Annotated in this window: 19 protein-coding genes; 5 read left to right on the plus strand and 14 right to left on the minus strand. The window is 66.3% G+C overall.

Features of this window, described 5'->3' with window-relative positions; all coding sequences use genetic code 11:
* Positions 1 to 43: 43 nt before the first annotated feature.
* The 3 genes from ABIB58_RS04755 to purL are packed head-to-tail and all read right to left on the minus strand — an operon-like array spanning position 44 to position 4,128.
* Entirely contained in the window at positions 44 to 1,429 is a 1,386-nt protein-coding gene (locus ABIB58_RS04755) for a cytochrome P450 (RefSeq protein ID WP_354039354.1), read from the minus strand.
* Positions 1,430 to 1,477: 48 nt separating this feature from the next.
* Complete coding sequence (locus tag ABIB58_RS04760) at positions 1,478 to 1,915, minus strand: DUF305 domain-containing protein (RefSeq protein WP_185225339.1); 438 nt, start codon at positions 1,913 to 1,915, stop codon at positions 1,478 to 1,480.
* A complete protein-coding gene (gene purL, locus ABIB58_RS04765; RefSeq protein ID WP_354039357.1) occupies positions 1,912 to 4,128 on the minus strand; it encodes a phosphoribosylformylglycinamidine synthase subunit PurL in 2,217 nt (738 codons plus the stop codon). The genes ABIB58_RS04760 and purL overlap by 4 nt, the downstream gene beginning before the upstream one ends.
* A gap of 110 nt (positions 4,129 to 4,238) precedes the next feature.
* Here purL and ABIB58_RS04770 point away from each other — a divergent pair, with 110 nt between their 5' ends.
* Together ABIB58_RS04770 and ABIB58_RS04775 are read left to right on the plus strand one after the other, a co-directional pair.
* On the plus strand, positions 4,239 to 4,379 hold the full coding sequence (locus tag ABIB58_RS04770; RefSeq protein ID WP_185225337.1) for a hypothetical protein: 141 nt from the start codon (positions 4,239 to 4,241) through the stop codon (positions 4,377 to 4,379).
* The gene (locus ABIB58_RS04775) at positions 4,376 to 4,621 is read left to right on the plus strand and encodes a Tat pathway signal protein (protein WP_354039359.1); all 246 of its coding nucleotides are present in this window, start codon (positions 4,376 to 4,378) and stop codon (positions 4,619 to 4,621) included. Before ABIB58_RS04770 ends, ABIB58_RS04775 begins: the two co-directional genes overlap by 4 nt.
* A gap of 3 nt (positions 4,622 to 4,624) precedes the next feature.
* Here ABIB58_RS04775 and ABIB58_RS04780 read toward each other — a convergent pair whose 3' ends face one another.
* Positions 4,625 to 5,422 (minus strand): TspO-related membrane protein, encoded by a 798-nt coding sequence (locus tag ABIB58_RS04780; protein ID WP_185225335.1) that lies wholly within the window; start codon positions 5,420 to 5,422, stop codon positions 4,625 to 4,627.
* Positions 5,423 to 5,497: 75 nt separating this feature from the next.
* Here ABIB58_RS04780 and ABIB58_RS04785 point away from each other — a divergent pair, with 75 nt between their 5' ends.
* Complete coding sequence (locus ABIB58_RS04785; RefSeq protein WP_205196276.1) at positions 5,498 to 5,917, plus strand: hypothetical protein; 420 nt, start codon at positions 5,498 to 5,500, stop codon at positions 5,915 to 5,917.
* Positions 5,918 to 5,973: 56 nt separating this feature from the next.
* On the plus strand, positions 5,974 to 6,198 hold the full coding sequence (locus tag ABIB58_RS04790) for a hypothetical protein (RefSeq protein ID WP_045809857.1): 225 nt from the start codon (positions 5,974 to 5,976) through the stop codon (positions 6,196 to 6,198).
* Here the strand turns inward: ABIB58_RS04790 and purQ are convergent, their stop codons facing one another.
* From purQ to purC, 5 genes are all read right to left on the minus strand, one after another.
* On the minus strand, positions 6,199 to 6,861 hold the full coding sequence (gene purQ, locus ABIB58_RS04795) for a phosphoribosylformylglycinamidine synthase subunit PurQ (protein ID WP_039244422.1): 663 nt from the start codon (positions 6,859 to 6,861) through the stop codon (positions 6,199 to 6,201). It lies immediately after the preceding gene.
* 33 nt (positions 6,862 to 6,894) lie between these two features.
* A complete protein-coding gene (locus ABIB58_RS04800; protein WP_354039363.1) occupies positions 6,895 to 8,097 on the minus strand; it encodes an MFS transporter in 1,203 nt (400 codons plus the stop codon).
* Positions 8,098 to 8,157: 60 nt separating this feature from the next.
* On the minus strand, positions 8,158 to 8,637 hold the full coding sequence (locus ABIB58_RS04805; RefSeq protein ID WP_185225333.1) for a YbhB/YbcL family Raf kinase inhibitor-like protein: 480 nt from the start codon (positions 8,635 to 8,637) through the stop codon (positions 8,158 to 8,160).
* A gap of 94 nt (positions 8,638 to 8,731) precedes the next feature.
* Positions 8,732 to 8,983 (minus strand): phosphoribosylformylglycinamidine synthase subunit PurS, encoded by a 252-nt coding sequence (purS, locus tag ABIB58_RS04810; protein ID WP_295206900.1) that lies wholly within the window; start codon positions 8,981 to 8,983, stop codon positions 8,732 to 8,734.
* Entirely contained in the window at positions 8,983 to 9,741 is a 759-nt protein-coding gene (gene purC / locus ABIB58_RS04815) for a phosphoribosylaminoimidazolesuccinocarboxamide synthase (RefSeq protein ID WP_039244425.1), read from the minus strand. Before purC ends, purS begins: the two co-directional genes overlap by 1 nt.
* A 289-nt stretch (positions 9,742 to 10,030) precedes the next feature.
* Here purC and ABIB58_RS04820 point away from each other — a divergent pair, with 289 nt between their 5' ends.
* On the plus strand, positions 10,031 to 10,354 hold the full coding sequence (locus ABIB58_RS04820; RefSeq protein WP_354039366.1) for a DUF1476 domain-containing protein: 324 nt from the start codon (positions 10,031 to 10,033) through the stop codon (positions 10,352 to 10,354).
* A 187-nt stretch (positions 10,355 to 10,541) separates the two neighbouring features.
* Here the strand turns inward: ABIB58_RS04820 and ABIB58_RS04825 are convergent, their stop codons facing one another.
* The 5 genes from ABIB58_RS04825 to purB all read right to left on the minus strand — a co-directional run bounded on the left by ABIB58_RS04825 (position 10,542) and on the right by purB (position 14,187).
* Positions 10,542 to 11,174: a fasciclin domain-containing protein gene (locus ABIB58_RS04825; RefSeq protein WP_055752966.1), complete on the minus strand. Its 633-nt coding sequence runs from the start codon at positions 11,172 to 11,174 to the stop codon at positions 10,542 to 10,544.
* A gap of 148 nt (positions 11,175 to 11,322) precedes the next feature.
* Positions 11,323 to 11,832 carry a DNA-deoxyinosine glycosylase gene (locus ABIB58_RS04830; protein ID WP_354039369.1) on the minus strand — a complete coding sequence of 170 codons (510 nt, stop codon included), beginning with the start codon at positions 11,830 to 11,832 and terminating at the stop codon, positions 11,323 to 11,325.
* The gene (locus tag ABIB58_RS04835; RefSeq protein WP_235968974.1) at positions 11,829 to 12,557 is read right to left on the minus strand and encodes a 2OG-Fe(II) oxygenase; all 729 of its coding nucleotides are present in this window, start codon (positions 12,555 to 12,557) and stop codon (positions 11,829 to 11,831) included. The genes ABIB58_RS04830 and ABIB58_RS04835 overlap by 4 nt, the downstream gene beginning before the upstream one ends.
* Positions 12,554 to 12,889, minus strand: coding sequence for a hypothetical protein (locus tag ABIB58_RS04840; RefSeq protein WP_354039372.1), 336 nt, complete (start codon positions 12,887 to 12,889; stop codon positions 12,554 to 12,556). Before ABIB58_RS04840 ends, ABIB58_RS04835 begins: the two co-directional genes overlap by 4 nt.
* Positions 12,886 to 14,187, minus strand: a complete 1,302-nt coding sequence (purB, locus tag ABIB58_RS04845) for an adenylosuccinate lyase (RefSeq protein WP_185225328.1) — start codon at positions 14,185 to 14,187, stop codon at positions 12,886 to 12,888. Before purB ends, ABIB58_RS04840 begins: the two co-directional genes overlap by 4 nt.
* Positions 14,188 to 14,254 lie beyond the last annotated feature (67 nt).

The following is a 14,254-nucleotide window of genomic DNA, read 5'->3' on the forward strand; positions in this document are numbered from 1 at the left end:
CCCTATAGACTGTTCGTGGCGGAACCGCGACGATTCCGCTTCGTCACGCCCTGCGTCGCGCCCTCAGCCGCAGTCGCATGGGGTCGCGGCTGCGCAGGGTGATCTGGTGGACCGGACGGGGTTCCACCGTCGTCAGAGCCTCGACATCGGCGACGCGAAGAATGGCGGCGAGCGCGATCATCGCCTCCTGCAGGGCGAAGGCGGCGCCGATGCAGACGCGGGGTCCGGCGCTGAATGGAATGTAGGCGTAGCGGTCGATGGCCTTGCGGTTTTCAGGCAGGAAGCGCTCAGGCTTGAAGGCGTCGGGGTCGTCCCACAGCAGCTGGTGACGCTGGAGGATCCACGGCGAGATGATGACGGTGGCGCCGGCCTTGATCGTCTGTCCGCCGATCTCGTCGTCGGCCAGCGCCTTGCGGGCCATGGTCGGGGCGGGCGGAAACAGGCGCATCGTCTCCTCCAGCACGGCGCGGGTCCAAGGCAGGGCCTCGGCCCATTTTGGATCGGAGACGTCGAAGGCGTCGGCCTCGGCCTGGAGCCAAGCCAGATAATCCGGCTGGCGCGACAGCAGATGCAGGGTCCAGCCCAAGGCGCGGGCCGTCGTCTCGTGTCCCGCCAGGATGAAGGTCAGGATGTTGGCCGCGACCTCTTCGTCGCTCAGGCCCGGACCGCCGTTTTCGTCGCGGGCCAGCAGAAGCGCGCTGAGCAGGTCGTCGGGCGGCGCGTCGCCGCTCTCGATCTTGGCGCGGCGGGCCTCGACCAGCTTCGTCACGCGCTGCTCGAAGAAGCGGGCCGAGCGGAAGCTGGCCAGGCGGCCCAGGCGCGGGGCCCAGTCCGGTGCGCCCAGCACGTCAAGCGGATCGATCCGCGCGCCGTTGGCCAGAAACTGGTTCAGCGCCCGCTCGAACCCGCGCGCCTCGCCGCCCAACTCGTCCGAGAACATGGTCGCCGACAGAATGTCGAAGGTCAGGCCAGACATCTCGCTGTCGATATCCAGCACCCGCCCCCGCGCCGACAGCGACCATGCGGCCACACGCGCGTGACAGACCTCGGCCATCCTTGCGTTCAGCGTCGCCATCTTGGCGGGGGTGAACAGGGGCGCGAGGATACGCCGGGCGCGACGCCAGACCTCGCCCTCGGTCAGCAGCAGGCCCTCAGCCAGCATCGGCCCCAGCACACGCCGTTGCAGATCGCCCTTCACATAGTTGGCGGCGTTCTCGGTCAGGACGTGCCGCACGCCCTCGGGATGGCTGACCACCAGAATTTCGCCAAAGGCCGAGGATCCATACAGTTGCGGCTCGGTGAAATGCCGCTCGGACCACATCTGGATCGGATCGCGCCAGCTGATCCACAGGAAGGGCAGCAGCGACAGCGGCTTGCCCGCGCGCCGGGGCGGTATCGCAGGGCGGAAGGGTGTCGTTCCGTCGGCCATGCGCAACAGTTAGGCGCTGTATGCAGCCTTCGAAAGACCTTTAGCGCACTATTGCGCCGTCGGCGCCCAGGCCTTCATCTCGGCGATCTCGCGCGTCTGGCTGTCGACGACGCTCTGGGCCATGCGGCGGATTTCCGGGTCGCGGCTGTCGCGCAGGGCGACCTTGGCCATGGAGACGGTGCCTTCGTGGTGGGCGATCATCTTGGCGACATAGGCCTGGTCGATCGTCTGACCAGAGGCGGCGGCCATCTTGCGGTGCATCTCGGCCTCGGAGGCGGCGAAGGCCCGATCTCCAGGGGTGACGCCGGGCGTGGGGCCGCCCATGTCGTGACCGGCGTGACCGGCCTGCATCTGTTCGGTCGTGCGCGCCGCTGCGGCCTGATGGGCGGCCGACGCATCACGCAGCGCCTGCTCCACCGGATCGCCGCCGCCGTCGCAGGCGCTCAGCAAGCCCAGCAGCGCGAGCGGCGCCAGAACACGGATCATGCGGCGTCGCCCAGCCAGCCCGGCATCCAGCCTTCGTGCCATTCGCGCAGGTGGGCGACGGGGATGCTGAACAGTTCGCCCTTGTCGCCCTTGGAGGCGAAGGCGGCGCCGCCCGCATGGCCGACGACCGAAGCGTGCAGACCCGCCTCGCGCGCCTTGGCGATGATGGCGTCGGCGTCGGGCACGGCGACCAGGTAGCGGGCCTGGTCCTCGGCGAACAAGAAGATGTGGGCGTGGGCCGCGCTGGAGGCGTCAAGAGTCACGCCGACGTCGGAAGCCAGCACCAGATCGGCTGCGGCGCCGATCAGACCGCCGTCCGAGAGATCGTGAACCACGGTCAACTCGCCGGACTCGATCAGATCACGCACGAAGTCGCCGGTCTTCTTTTCCAGCGGCAGATCGACGGGCGGCGGGGCGCCGTCCTCGCGGCCCAGGACCTCGCGCAAATAGATGGACGCGCCCAGTTCGCCCTGGGTCTGGCCGATCAGTACCAGCGCATCACCCTCCGCCATGGTCGAGAAGCCGGTCACCACGTCGTAGTTGGGCAGCAGGCCGACGGCGCCGACGGTCGGGGTCGGCGGAATGGCGACGCCATTGGTCTCATTATAGAGCGACACGTTTCCGCTCACGACCGGGAAGACCAGTTCGCGGCAAGCCTCGGCCATGCCGTCGATGGCGCGCACGATCTGGCCCATGATCTCCGGGCGCTGCGGATTGCCGAAATTCAGATTGTCGGTGATGGCGATCGGGCGCGAACCGACGGCGGTCAGGTTGCGCCAGGCTTCGGCCACCGCCTGTTTGCCGCCCTCGTAGGGGTCGTTCTGGACGTAGCGGGGAGTGCAGTCCGAAGTGACGGCCAGACCCTTGTCCGTGCCATGCACGCGCACCACGCCGGCGTCGGCTCCCGTTGAGGAGTCCTGCAGCGTGTCGGCCATGACGTGGCGGTCGTATTGTTCCCAGATCCAGCGCTTGGAGGCCATGTCGGGGCAGGCGACGACCTTCATCACCGCATCGGCCCAGTTTTCGGGGGCGGGAATGTCGGCGTGATTCAGTTTGGGCTGAAGCTCCGGTTGGACCCAGGGGCGGTCATACAGGGGCGCGTCGTCGAAAAGCGGCGCCAGCGGCACGTCGCAGACGGTTTCGCCGTGATGCTTCAGCACCAGATGGCCGGTGTCGGTCGTCTTGCCGATGATGGCGAAGTCCAGGCCCCACTTCTGGAAGATGCGATAGCCGACATCTTCATAGCCGGGCTTCAGCACCGCCAGCATCCGCTCCTGGCTTTCCGACAGCATCATCTCATAGGCCGTCATGCCGGTTTCGCGCTGCGGCACCTTGTCCAGGTTCAGTTCGATGCCGACGCCGCCCTTGCCCGCCATTTCGACGGAGGAGGAGGTCAGGCCCGCCGCGCCCATGTCCTGAATGGCGGCGACGGCGCCCGAGGCCATCAGCTCCAGCGTGGCCTCGATCAGCAGCTTTTCGGCGAAGGGGTCGCCGACCTGAACAGTGGGGCGTTTGGCCTCCGACTCGTCGTCGAACTCGGTCGAGGACATGGTGGCGCCGTGGATGCCGTCGCGGCCGGTCTTGGAGCCGAAATAGACCACGTCATGGCCCGCCTCGGGCGCGGCCGAATAATAAATCTCGTCGGCGCGGGCCAGGCCGACGCACATGGCGTTGACCAGGATGTTGCCGTTGTAACCCTTGTGGAAGTTGGTCTCGCCGGCGACCGTGGGCACGCCGACGCAGTTGCCATAGCCTCCGATGCCGGAGACGACGCCCTTGACCAGACGCCTGGTCTTCTCATGGCCGGGATCGCCGAAACGCAGGGCGTTCAATAGGGCGACCGGACGCGCGCCCATGGTGAAGACGTCGCGCATGATGCCGCCCACGCCCGTCGCCGCGCCCTGATAGGGTTCGATGTAGGAGGGGTGGTTGTGGCTCTCCATCTTGAAGATGCAGGCGTCGCCGTCGTCGATGTCGATCACCCCGGCGTTCTCACCCGGCCCGCAGATGACGCGCTCGCCGGTCGTGGGGAACTTGCCCAGGTGGATTTTGGACGACTTGTAGGAGCAGTGCTCGGACCACATGACCGAGAAGACGCCCAGCTCGACGTGGTTCGGCTCGCGCCCCAGTCGATCGAGGACGACCTGATATTCATTAGGGGCCAGGCCGTATTCGGCGGCCAATTCAGCCATGGTCTTTTGCGGAGCGCTCATGGGCGGCGCTTCTAGCCGCAGATGGGCCGAATGTCAGCCCGCGCGGCGCAACATCGGGGAACATCGTCTATCGCAGGTGGTTGATCCCGGCGACAGTCAAAGGAGCCGCCATGACCGATACCCCCATCGACCCCGCCGCCACCCCCGAAGACGACGACCTGCCAGAGATCGCCGCCGACGACGCCGGCGCTTCCGCCCTGGCCGAACGGGCTCAGAAACAGGCCGAAGACGCCGAGGAGGACGAGGCGTGAGCAAGCCGCACACCGACCGCATCGTCCCGGCCGCAGGCCAGCAGATGGACCGTTCGAACGATCCTGAAACCACCGCAGAGATGGACGCCGCAGCGCCCGAAGCCGCGCTTGCCAGCCGTCGTCAGCGGCTGACCGGCTCGGCCGTCGGGGTCGGCAGCGTCGGCTTCGACGAGGCCGGCGCCTTCGATGTGGGCGCCGATGACCACGCGCCTCAGGACGACGCGGTCACCGACGAGCCTTGAGGCTTAGCGAGCCCGCTCGACGCCGGGTCGCAGGCGGAAGGTCAGCAGCAGGCCGCCGATCAGCAGGACGATCGCGCCGGCCAGGGCCGTGAAGGCGACGGCCGGCTTGTCCGCCTGTTCGGCGACGAAGGCGCCCAGAAGACCCCAGGCGGTCGGCAGCGGATAGGCGAGGGTGCGCAGCACAGCGGTCACCGCCAGGGCTACGACCGTGACGGCGACCACGGCGACGATGGCCCACAGATCAGGCGACAGGGCGGCGGGCAGGGCGTTGAACGCAGTCGCCGTCGTGATCAGGTTCAACGGCGCAGCCACCGTCAGCCAGCCCGCCAGGGCCGCCAGAGGCCAGACCAGCAGGATGCGCTCGCGATCGAACATCCGCAGCGCTCGGATATGGCCGGATACGGCCAGCATCGGCAGCAGCAGCGCGATCAGCGAGGCGAAGATCACGCCCACGCTGGCGGCCTTCAGGTTCAGGGCCGCGACGATGATCCAGAACCCGATGCCGAAGAAGGCGACGGCGGACGGCAGGCCCATTCGGCCCAGCAGCGGACTTTCACCCGTCTGCGGCAGGGCCTGACGGATCGCATAGGCCAGAATGCCGATATAGATCAGGCCCCATATCGAGAAGGCATAGCCCGCAACGCGCAGGGTGCTGTTGCCGTCGGCGGCGAACTCGGCCTGGTTCAGACCCAGGCCCGCCAGGTTCTGAACCAGGGGCACGATGATGGCGAAGAGCGCGGCGGCCAGGACGACCAGACGACGGGTGCGTTGGCGGGGCGTGGGACGGATTATGGAGGACATTCGATTTCCAGTGCGACGCGTGTTCCCGCCTTTACGCCTCGCTACGCCAGAAGGTTCACCGCGAGCGGCAGAAAAGTGAAGCTTGCATTGGCCGCCGGCGGCTTCATCCTGCCCGGCATGACGCTCAAAGCCTCCCTGCCGGCTCTGTTGATCGCGATAATCGTGGCAGCGGGCCAGGCGTCCGCCCAGACAAGCGGAGCGCCTCTGCCGGCCTCGGTCCAGACCGCCTGGTCCCGCGTTCGCGCGGCCCTGACGCCCCAGCAGCAGGCCCATGAGGTGCGGGGTTTCCTTTCGGCGCTCGCCAACGAAAACCGACGGCCGACAACGCCGGCGCTGGATGCGCGCGATATCGCCTCGGGCCGCGCCGTGTCGCTGGACGATCCGGCCCTGCTGCAGCGCCCTCAGGCGCATGAGGTCACGGTGACGGTGGACGGTCAGTTCCTGATCTTCCGCCCGCTGTCGCGCTCCAGTCTGGAGCCGTTTTTCGGCCGTTAGGAACAATCGGCCCCACCGCGTGGTTGTCAGGGGCAATCCACACGCAGGAGCCCATCATGGCCGATACCGAAAACACCCAGCCCTCGCTCGAAGACGAAGTCGCCGCCAACCGCGCTATCGAACAAGGCCTCGGCGTCGGCGCCCGCGAACTGGCCGCCCAGCGCGAGCCGGGCGGCGTGATCACGCCGGACGAGGACGAAGGTTCTGAAGACGGCGTATCGACTGACGCTGACGAACTGGACGAAAGCCTGGCCGTTCAGGGCGTCGACGACGCCGACTGATCAGGCGGCGGCGTAGATGCTCTGGAACAGGGTCGCGCCGTCGGCCGAGCCGAGCTCGGCTTCGAAGGCGCGGTCCGGGTGGGGCATCATGCCGAGGATATTGCCGCGCGCGTTCTGGATGCCGGCGATATCGTTGACCGAGCCGTTGGGGTTGTCGACGTAGCGGAAGACGACCTGACCCTCGCCCTCGATCCGGGCCAGGGTTTCGGCGTCGGCGAAGAAGTTTCCGTCGCCGTTGCCCTGTGTCATCGTTACTTCGCGCTGGCCCTGATAGCCGGCGGTGAAGCGCGTCTGGCCATTGGCTACGGTCAGGGCGATCGGCTTGCAGACGTATTTCAGTCCCTTGTTGCGCAGCAGGGCGCCGGGCAGCATTCCGGCTTCACACAGGATCTGGAAGCCGTTGCAGATGCCGACCACGGCGACGCCGTCGTCCGCAGCCTTCTTGACCGCCTGCATCACCGGCGACTGGGCCGCCATGGCGCCGCAGCGCAGATAGTCGCCGTAGGAGAAGCCGCCGGGAATGACGATCAGGTCCAGACCCTGGGGCAGTTCGGTCTCGGCGTGCCACACCATCGAGACCGGCTCGCCGGTGGAGCGTTCGACGGCGACCTTGCAGTCGCGATCACAGTTGGAACCGGGGAAGACGATGACGGCTGCGCTCATGGCGCGGGCCTTTAGCAGGCTTCTTTCGCCTTGTCAGGCCGTCGCGCGCGCCCGGCCGGTCAGCCAGGCGATCATGAAGATGACGAAGCCGCCCAGCGACAGGCCCATGCCGACCCAGCCGGTCGAGGCCCAGCCATAGCCGGCCGCGATCGCCATCCCGCCGAGCAGCGGGCCGACGGCGTTGGCCGTGTTGAACGCCGAGTGATTCAGCGCCGCCGCTAGGGTCTGGGCGTCGCCGGCGACGTCCATCAGCCGTGTCTGCAGGATCGAACCCAGGCCGCCTCCGCCGCCGATCAGGAAGACCACGACCATCACCGCCCACAGGTGGGGCGCCGCCAGCGGATACAGGGCCAGCGCCGCCGCGCTCCACAGCAACAGGCCGCCGGCCGCCTTGAACCCCAGATGATCCGCCGCCCAGGCCCCCAGGATATTGCCCAGGAACATGCCGACGCCGAACACGGCGAAGACCCAGGGCAGGACGCCGGGGCTGGCGCCCGTCACCGCCTCAAGCGTCGAGGCCAGATAGGCGTAGACTGCGAACATGCCGCCAAAGCCGATGGCGCCGACGCCCAGCGTCAGCCAGACCTGGCTGCGCTTCAACGCGCCCAACTCGCGCCACGGGCTGGCGTCGGGGTGGGCCGGATCGCGCGGCGCGAACAGAGCGACCAGGGCCATGGTCAGAACCGCCAGCACGCCGACGATGGCGAAGGTCCAGCGCCAGCCGTAGGCATGGCTGATGATGTTGACGACGGGCACGCCCAGAACGGTCCCCACCGTCAGCCCCATCAGGATGGTCGACACCGCCCGCGTGCGAAAATGCAGCGGCACGATGGAGGCCGCGACCAGGGCCGCCACGCCGAAATAAGCCCCGTGCGGCAGGCCGCTGAGGAAGCGGAAGACCAGCATCCAGTGATAGGTCGGGGCCAGGGCGCTGGCCACATTGCCGATGGCGAACAGGGCCATGAAGGCGATCAGCAGCAGCCAGCGTGGGTAGCGTGCGCCCAGGACCGCGAGGATCGGCGCGCCGACCACGACGCCGGCGGCATAGGCGCTGATGACATGGCCAGCGGTCGGCGCATCGACGCCCAGCCCGGCGGCGAAGTCCGGCAGGATGCTCATGGCCGCGAACTCGGTCACGCCGATCGCGAACCCGCCCATGGCCAAGGCGATCAGCACGAGGGCGACCGCCCCGCGCGAGCGGACGGGAAGGGGAGTGTCGAGGGCGGCGTCGGTCATGTTGCGCTGCAAACTAATCAGCGTTCATGACGCCACAAGGGCGACGCCGCCCCGCACCGATCACGCTTTGTTTTCGTAGGTCGCGGTGATCGACGCCTTGGCCAAGGTGTGGAAATGCAGGTTGAAGCCGAACACGGCGCCGGAGTTGTCGGCCGTCACGTCCAGGCTCTCAACATCCACGGCGAAGACGGTGAAGATGTAGCGGTGCGGGCCATGGCCGGGCGGTGGGGCGGCGCCGCCGAAACCGGGCTGACCATAGTCGGTACGGCCCTGGATCGCGCTGTGGGGCAGATGCCCGCCTGGCGAGCCGGCGCCGGCCGGCAGCTCTGTCACATCCGCCGGAATATTGGCCACCGTCCAGTGCCAGAAGCCCGAGCCGGTCGGCGCATCGGGATCAAAGCAGGTGATCGCATAGCTCTTGGTCCCCTCCGGCGCACCGGACCATGACAGTTGGGGCGATTGGTTGCCCTTGGCGTGCACCTGGGCGTCCGGAAGCACGCCGCCGTCTTGGATGTCGGTGGAGGTGAGGGTGAAGGTCATGGGCGCTCCGTCAATAAGCCGTCTGCTAAACTGGCGTCGATGCCGAAGGATGCAACCGTCTCCTCCCGCGACATGGGAGAGGAGACGGCAGACTTTACGCCGTCTCGATGCGGTAGCTTTCGATCACCGTATTGGCGAGCAGCTGCTCGCACATCTTCTTGGCTTCGCCTTGCGGGTCTTCGGCGCCGGCGAGGTCGAACTCGATCAGCTTGCCGACGCGGGCGTTGGAGACGCCCGACCAACCCAAGCCCTGCAATGCGCCTTCGACGGCCTTGCCCTGAACGTCCAGCACGCCCGGCTTGAGAAAGACGTGAACCTTGACCTTGCTTGAAGCGGTTGGGGCCATCAGTGCAGTCCTCCCTGGATCACCGTCGGCATGCCCTTCATGATGCCCAGGCGACGCGCGACTTCGGTATAGCTTTCAATGACATTGCCCAGGTCGCGGCGGAAACGGTCCTTGTCCAGCTTCTCGCCGGTCGAGGCGTCCCACAGGCGGCAGCTGTCGGGGCTGATCTCGTCGGCCAGCAGGACGCGGCTGAAGTCGTTTTCCCACACCCGGCCGAACTCGATCTTGAAGTCCACCAGGGTAATACCGACGGCGCTGAACAGGCCCGACAGATAGTCGTTCACCCGCACCGTCATCGCCAGCATGTCGTCCAGCTCCTGGGTCGAGGCCCAGTTGAAGGCGGTGATGTGCTCTTCGGTGACCATCGGGTCGTTGAGCTCGTCCTTCTTGTAGTAGAATTCGATGATCGAGCGGGGCAGGGGCGTGCCTTCCTCGATGCCTAGGCGCTGGCTCATCGAGCCGGCGACGATGTTGCGGCACACGACTTCTAGCGGAATGATCTCGACTTCACGGATCAGCTGTTCGCGCAGGTTCAGCCGCTTGATGAAGTGGTTGGTCACGCCGATGCCGTTCAGGCGCGACATGATGAACTCGCTGATCTGGTTGTTTACCACGCCCTTGCCTTCGAGGACGGCCTTTTTCTGCGCGTTGAAAGCGGTGGCGTCGTCCTTGAAATACTGGATCAGGGTGCCGGGCTCGGGTCCTTCGTACAGGATCTTGGCCTTGCCTTCGTAGATCTTCTTGCGCTTGCTGTTCATGGTCCGGTCCCGGCTTACGGGCGCCCTCCAGAAACAAAAATCGCGCGGCCATATGTGGAGGGGGAAGACCCGGTCCTGGCGGCGCGTTTCGGAATCGTTCGGGCAGTCAATCTCGTTCGCGGTCTCCTTAGCCGAAGGCGGCCCTCGATACAAATGAGGATGGCCGGCGGCGCAATGATTGGGGACAGGATGTCCATGCGACGCAAGTCAGGTTGCGTTCGCGGGCGGGCGGTCTATAGACGGCGCTTGCCCCGACGTTACCGGGGTGGACGGAGCTTTGCTGAGCGAAATGACGACCTTCGACGATCGGGAAAAGGCCTTCGAAGCCAAATACGCCCTCGATCAGGAGCAGGAGTTCAAGGCCATCGCCCGGCGCAACCGGATGCTGGGCCTTTGGGCTGCGGAAAAGATGGGCCTGTCGAGCGAAAGCGCGGACCAGTACGCCGCCGCCGTGGTGCGCGCCGACTTCGAGCAGCCGGGAGACGAGGACGTGTTCCGCAAGGTCGCCGGCGACTTCAAGGCCTCGGGCCTGTCGGTCTCGGAGGGCGAGATTCGCTCCAAGATCGACGAGCTGGCCTCGATCTCGCGCGAGCAGATCCGCGCCGGCGAGTAATCGCCTTGGTCTTTCGAATAATCTGAGAAATCGAAAGGGCCGCACCCGGGGGAAAGTGCGGCCCTTTCTTCTTGCCGGGGACGTTGGGGGGATGTCTCACCCGGCGTACTGTGCGTCTCGCGCCCCTGAAGAACACCAGGGTCGAGATTTGGTTTCAGGCGTCGCCGCCCGAAACCAAATATTTTTTTTACGGCATCAGAACCGTGTCGACGACGTGGACGACGCCGTTTGATTGACCCACGTCGGCCTGCGTTATCGTGGACTTGCCGCCCTTGGCGTCGGTGATGACCCAGGTGTTGTTCGGGCCGGCCGAAACCTTCAGTTCTTCACCTTGAACCGTCTTCAGCGTGGCGGTGCCGCCGTTGGCCTCGGCCTGGGCGGCGATATCGGCGGCCGTCAGACGACCGGCGACCACGTGGTAGGTCAGGATCTTGGTCAGATCAGCCTTCATCGCCGGCTGCATCAGGCTGGTGCGCGTCGCCTCGGGGATCTTCTCGAAGGCGGCGTTGTCAGGGGCGAAGACCGTGAACGGACCCGCGCCTTGCAGTGTGTCAACCAGGCCGGCGGCCTTCACGGCGGCGACCAGGGTCGTCAGGTTGGAGGCTTTGGAGGCGTTGGCGACGATCGTTTCGTTCGGGCTCATGGCCGCGCCGCCCACCATCGGGTCGGTCGCGGGGGCCATGGCGGCGCCGTCGGCCGGAGCCATGGCGGTTGATTCCGCCGGCGTCGTGGCGGCCGGCTCGTTGTTGCCGCAGGCGCCGAGCGCCATCAGCGCGCCGCCGGAGACGGCGACAAGCATAAGATTGCGAAGTTTGGTCATGTGTTTCGTTCCCTTTGGGCCGCTCTCAAGGCGGTAACGGGAACGTTACGCGCGACACCGCACAATGGATGCATGCCGCGCGACAAGACATCGCAGCTTCACCATTGAGTTTTCATTCGCAGTTCTATGCTGCTTTGCAGCAAGAGACCTATCGTTCGATCAGATCAGTCAACAAATTCCAGATGTTCGCCTTGCCTGCCAGTGGAATCGCATGAGCTGGGCTGGATGAAGGCAGGTCGATAAGGCGAACCCCTGCGACGTCGCCGATAATGCGCCGTCCCAGCCTTGCCGCCAGCTTTCCGTTGAAGGCGACCGCCCTCAGCCGCGGCAAGCTGCCGATCAGGCCGCGCAGATCAGCCGCCTCCGGCGAGCGGATCGCCGCATCCAGACTGCCCGACCGCTCCGCCGACGCAATCACATCCCACAGCCCCACGCCGCGCGCCGTCAATCGATCCAGCCGCTGCTCATAGCGGAGGGCTAGAAGGTCCTCGCCCAACACGCCGCCGATCAGGGGCCAAAAGGCGTTGCGCGGATGGGCGTAGTACTGCGCCGCCCTCAGCGAGGCGTCGCCGGGCAAGCTGCCCAGGATCAGCAGCCGGGTTTCCGTATCGACAACGGGTGCGAACCCCAGCCTGCGATCGCCGGTATGGTCCGTCACTTGACCGGCGGGTCGTCGCGCAGCCAGCCGGTGATCGAGCGGCGCTTGCCGTCGGCGTAGGCGGCGACTGGTGCGACAGAATGCTGGCGGGGCGTCTTGAACACCGTCCAGACGTTGAAACCCGGCTTGAAGCCGCGCTCGATATCGCCGTTGGCGTCGTGAAACAGCAACTGGCCGCCCCAGTCCGGCCGCCAATCGCGAGACAGGCCCAAAGTATAGGCCGCCCGTCGTTCGCCAACGCCCGTGTCGTCGTGCTGGGTCAGGAAGTCGCCGGGTCGGAACCAGGTGGCTTGCGCGTCGATCTTGGTCACGCTCGCTTCGCCGGTCACGGCCTTGGCGAATGTGGTGAAGGGCGTGTCGTTGAAGAACTGCACCAGGGCGTGCGTCGCATGGCCTTCGTCCTTGCCGGTCAGCAAGGTCGTGATGATCGGATAGGCCAGATAGATGAAGGAGAAGCCGTCGCGACCCTCCGCCAGCGCGCGCTGTATCTGGGCCCCGATCGCATCGCGGCCCATGGCCTGCATGTCTTGCGGCGACAGCAGCTTGCCGCCCTCCGGCGTCTTCAAGGACAGATGCCAAGCCGTGTCGTGTTCGAGCGCAAGCTCCAGCCATTCGGCGCTCGCGGCGTCCAACAGATCGGGCACCTGCACCATCCCATCGCGCGCATAGGCCGCCGCATAGTCGCGGGGATCGAGCCGGGGATTGAGCCGGATTGTCTTGTTCAACGCGCGTTGACCGTGATTGTCACGACCATCGTCCTGCCGACTGAAGATGCGGATGGAGCCGATTGTGTTTGGGCGATACAGCGCAGAGTTTCCAGATCGCGCACGCTCATATGACGGTCGTCAGTCAAGTCGCAGCCGCCCAACTGCCTGCCCTCACTCACCACGCACCGCATGTCTGTCTTGATCGAGCGCGCACCCTTGTGACGCCGCAGGCAGACTTCAGCCCGGGCGTCATCAGACAGCAGAGCGTTAGGTGCATACACCGACCAGCCGATGTAGCTGATCTCAGGCGTGTTGGCCTGAATGAACAGAGCGAGCAGCGCGGCGATCATGCCTCATTGAACACCCGCTTGAACACCACGTCCACGTTCTTGGTGTGGTAGCCGAGGTCGAACAGGGCTTCGAGCTGGTCGGCTGGCAGGGTGACGCGATCGTCGGCCTTCAGGAAATCCAGGAAGGCGCCTTCGCCGCGCCAGACCTTCATGGCGTTCTCCTGCACGGCGGCATAAGCGTCTTCACGCGACACGCCGGCCTGGGTCAGGGCCAGCATCACCCGCTGCGAGTGCACCAAACCGCCCAGGCGGTCGATGTTCTTCTGCATGTTCTCCGGGTAGACGTTCAGCCGCTCGACCACATTGGCCAGACGGTGCAGGGCGAAGTCCAGATGGATGGTGGCGTCCGGGCCGATGCCGCGCTCGACCGAGGAATGGCTGATGTCCCGCTCATGCCACAGGGCGACGTTTTCCATCGCTGGGGTGACGGCCGAGCGGACCAGACGGGCCAGGCCGGTCAGGTTTTCGGTCAGGATCGGATTGCGCTTGTGCGGCATGGCCGACGAGCCCTTCTGACCCTTGTCGAAGAATTCCTCGGCCTCGAGGACTTCGGTGCGTTGCAGGTGGCGGATCTCGACGGCGAGGCGCTCGACCGAGCTGGCGACGACGCCCAGGGCGGCGAAGAAGGCGGCATGACGGTCGCGCGGGATGACCTGGGTCGAGACCGGCTCGACGGTCAGGCCCATCTGGTCGGCCACGTACTGTTCGACGGCCGGGTCGACATTGGCGAAGGTGCCGACGGCGCCCGAAATGGCGCAGGTGGCGATCTCTTCCTTGGCGGTGATCAGGCGGCGTTTGGCGCGCTGGAATTCGGCGTGATAGCCGGCCAGCTTCAGGCCGAAGGTGACGGGTTCGGCGTGGATGCCGTGCGAACGGCCCACGGTCGGGGTGTATTTATGCTCCTTGGCGCGGGTCTCCAGCGCGGCCAGAACCCGGTCGACGCCCTCGATCAGCAGGTCCGAAGACCGCGCCAGCTGAACCGCGAAACAGGTGTCCAGCACGTCCGAAGAGGTCATGCCCTGGTGCAGGAAGCGCGCTTCCTCGCCGACGATCTCGGCGACGTGCGTCAGGAAGGCGATGACGTCGTGTTTTGTGGTGCGCTCGATCTCGTCGATGCGGTCGGCGTCGAAGGTCGCATCCTTGCCCTTGGCCCAGATGGCCTCAGCCGATTCCTTGGGGATCACGCCCAGCTCGGCCATCTTCGTGGCGGCGTGGGCCTCGATCTCGAACCAGATCTTGTACTTGGTTTCCTGGGACCAGATGGCGGCGGCGACGGGGCGGGAGTAGCGCGTGATCATGGGCGGGTCGTGTCGGTCGTGGGCGGCGCGGAGTCAAGGTTTGCGGGACGGCGCGGTTGACTTTGCC

The sequence above is a fragment of the Brevundimonas sp. UYEF29 genome, from assembly GCF_040546195.1.
In the GTDB taxonomy this organism is placed as follows: Bacteria; Pseudomonadota; Alphaproteobacteria; order Caulobacterales; family Caulobacteraceae; genus Brevundimonas; species Brevundimonas huaxiensis.